Below are 2,733 nucleotides of genomic sequence, written 5' to 3'. Positions count from 1 at the left end.
GTGATGAGCCGTCACAACTTCAATGGCACCGGCCTTGATCCTCTGTCGGTCCAGATCCGCGAAGTCACGTACAGCCCTGGAATGCAGTTCCCCGTCGAACCTTGCCAGCTCGGGCTCATCGGTCGCCATCGCTAGAAACATTCGTTCGTAGTAGGCCATATCGAAGACTGATCGCGCCGATCCTGTTGTAATCTGGCCGTCGGCCAGGCCGTCTATCAACTGTCCCAGTCCAGCCTTTCGGGCTGTTTCGGATCGCTCTTCATAGGCAACCCACTTCGAGAGCTGTTCCTGATGATCGAGCCACCCCTCCAGTCGAGAAACAACCTCGACTATCGCGACGTCTGGAAAATCGTCTACTCCAAACAAGGAGGGAGCATCGGCTTTCAAATCCCCTGCAAGCGCCTTCAATTCCCGCGCTGCCGCTTGGGCCGCTTCACGCGCTGAACGCGCCAAGTTTGCGATCTCTTTTCTTTCAGGCAACCGCGCAGCCAAATGCCGGATTGAGCCATTTTCTCTCAGCCAAAGTTCGGCTTGCGCGAGAGCGGCCCAATCGGATCCTCGTCCGAGCCACGACGAGCCGAATGCGAACTTGCCAAGGCTTTCCCCGTCCTCGATCTCTTGATCAAGCGCTTGTAGTCTGCCTAGTCGGCGCAGTATCTCCACCCGCTCACTGATCAGATCTGGAACGTCAGTCAGAACCTGTCGTGACGCGTCATCGGCTTGAGCTACAGTGCTTGCCTTCGCTTCCATCANCCTTCATTAGAATGTCGAGGAGACCCACTATCTCCGCCGCAGGCGCGCTAGGGGCCACCAAAATAGTCCGCACAAGTGCAGTGGCACGACGGTAGTCGCCATTCAATGCTTTCAATATTCCCGTGTGCTCGGCCAGCGCTTGCCGCGCCGCGGCCACGTTGGTACTCCACGCGGCATCAACAACTTTGCCCTGAAGCTCGGCTCTAGCAGTCTGTAGCGTTGCTACGCTGTCGGCAAGGTCACCAGCCTGTTCCAGCCCGGAGTCCCAAACTGTGGCTGCGAATGCCTCAGGGCTTGCATCGGGGGCTGCCGCAACTCTCTCGCCGGTCATCACTAACCTGAGGAGTCCTGCAAGCGTGTCCGGTAAAACCGTAGACCCCAGTTCTTGATTTAGCCGCTCAGCTTCTTCTCTTAAGCGTGGGAGCAACACGGTTAGCTGGCGCGCACGAACGAAACCATCTTTCGGAAAGTCTGAAGGAAGCTTAGCAAGCTCTGTCTCGAGACCTTCAATTGGCGTGTCGATAGCCGTCGCCACCAACTGCTCCGACAGTTCCTCGGATTTGCGGTTGAAATCTGTTCCTGTCCAGAGAAGCGATGCAATGTCCTTTGGACGCTCATCCCAAACCGGCGAGACTAGCGCCTCGGCAGGAAGTCCAGGTGCGGACGCGAGAAGCTCAGCACGATCTTCTACCTCGCCGCTGTCGCTGAGGATTTGCGGAGGCTTCGCCTCGATCCGCTCAGCAATATCGGCCAGTTTGGCGTGCAGAGCCTTTGCTTGATCCAGCGACGACGCAATGCGTGGGACGAGCCTCTCAATGGTCGTTGGTAGAACGACATCCAGGCCAACTCCCCGCCATGGGTGGTGGATCGGCAAGCCGATCTCGTTGATCCGCTGAGACACCTCATCGAGAAGTTTGCGACGTTGCGAGACACCGTCATTCGTCCAAGCGGTGGCATCCTCAAGTTCAATATCAACTGGCTTTTGCCCGTTCTGCCTTAGTCGGGTTAGCTGGCCAAGAACCTGGTATGGAGTGAGTTCGGACGTTCCAAATGGAACATGCATCCTTGTAGCATGTGCATTGAGTTTATCCCTAGCCTCCAGCAGGCGTTCAGAGATCGGAAGAGCACACGTCTGAANGGACGTTCCAAATGGAACATGCATCCTTGTAGCATGTGCATTGAGTTTATCCCTAGCCTCCAGCAGGCGTTCAGTAAGGGAAGAAGCAAGCTGTCCGCGAGGCGATCCGAGTTGCCAGGTGCGCCGCAACTCCTCCAGCATCATGCGCTTGTTTGCCTTGTTGCTATGGAGCTCAAGGCAGGCGTCCCCCACCCCCGCAGTGTCAAGCCGTCGCTTCACGACCTCAAGTGCGGCCATTTTTTCCGCAACGAACAGCACGGTCTTTCCATCGGCAACGGCCGACCCGATAATGTTTGCGATCGTCTGCGATTTTCCTGTCCCGGGAGGACCTTGGATAACGAGGTCGCGACCCTTTCTTGCATCATGGATCGCCAGCGTCTGAGAACTGTCACTGTCGACGATATGCAACATTTCGGTAGGCCCGATATGCGGATCAATCGCAATGTCGTCCGACATCAGCGGTTCGCGTGTTTCGAAACCATCTGAAAGAAGCGAGCGGATCTTCGGTTGTTCGATAATCTTTGCGCCATCCGGCCAGAGATCCGGATCCAGGTCACGGTACATCAAGAACTTAGCGAACGAGAAGAAGCCGAGCACCATATCATCGGCAAGCACCTGCCAACCCTCTTTGGTCGACACTGCTTCGGCAACGGCATCGAGATAGGCCGAGACGTCGAAGTCGTCTCCTACTTCAAAACGCGGCAGGGCGAGCTTGTGAATGCGGTCGAGATAGAGTTCCAAGGAGAGGTTTGCGGTAAGATCTTCCGTGCGAGCTCGCAGCCGAAACTTTTCTCCAGCGGCCCCTCGCTCCAGCCGTACCGGCACCAAAATGAGAGGAGCCT

At 56.5% G+C, this 2,733-nt stretch carries 1 protein-coding gene and 1 pseudogene; both read right to left on the bottom strand.

Annotated features, from left to right (window positions below; all coding sequences use genetic code 11):
• Positions 1 to 750 (bottom strand): annotated as a pseudogene (locus tag X742_RS1000000171825) (helicase); the annotation flags it as partial.
• On the bottom strand, positions 713 to 2,733 hold a 2,021-nt coding region (locus tag X742_RS01000000171125; RefSeq protein WP_023775561.1), incomplete at its 5' end, for an AAA domain-containing protein. The pseudogene X742_RS1000000171825 and the gene X742_RS01000000171125, both read right to left, overlap by 38 nt.

It is taken from the genome of Mesorhizobium sp. LNHC229A00 (assembly GCF_000502415.1).
In the GTDB taxonomy this organism is placed as follows: domain Bacteria; phylum Pseudomonadota; class Alphaproteobacteria; order Rhizobiales; family Rhizobiaceae; genus Mesorhizobium.
The sequence above is the reverse complement of the archived record's forward strand: the minus strand, read 5'-3'. Positions and strand labels throughout refer to the sequence as shown.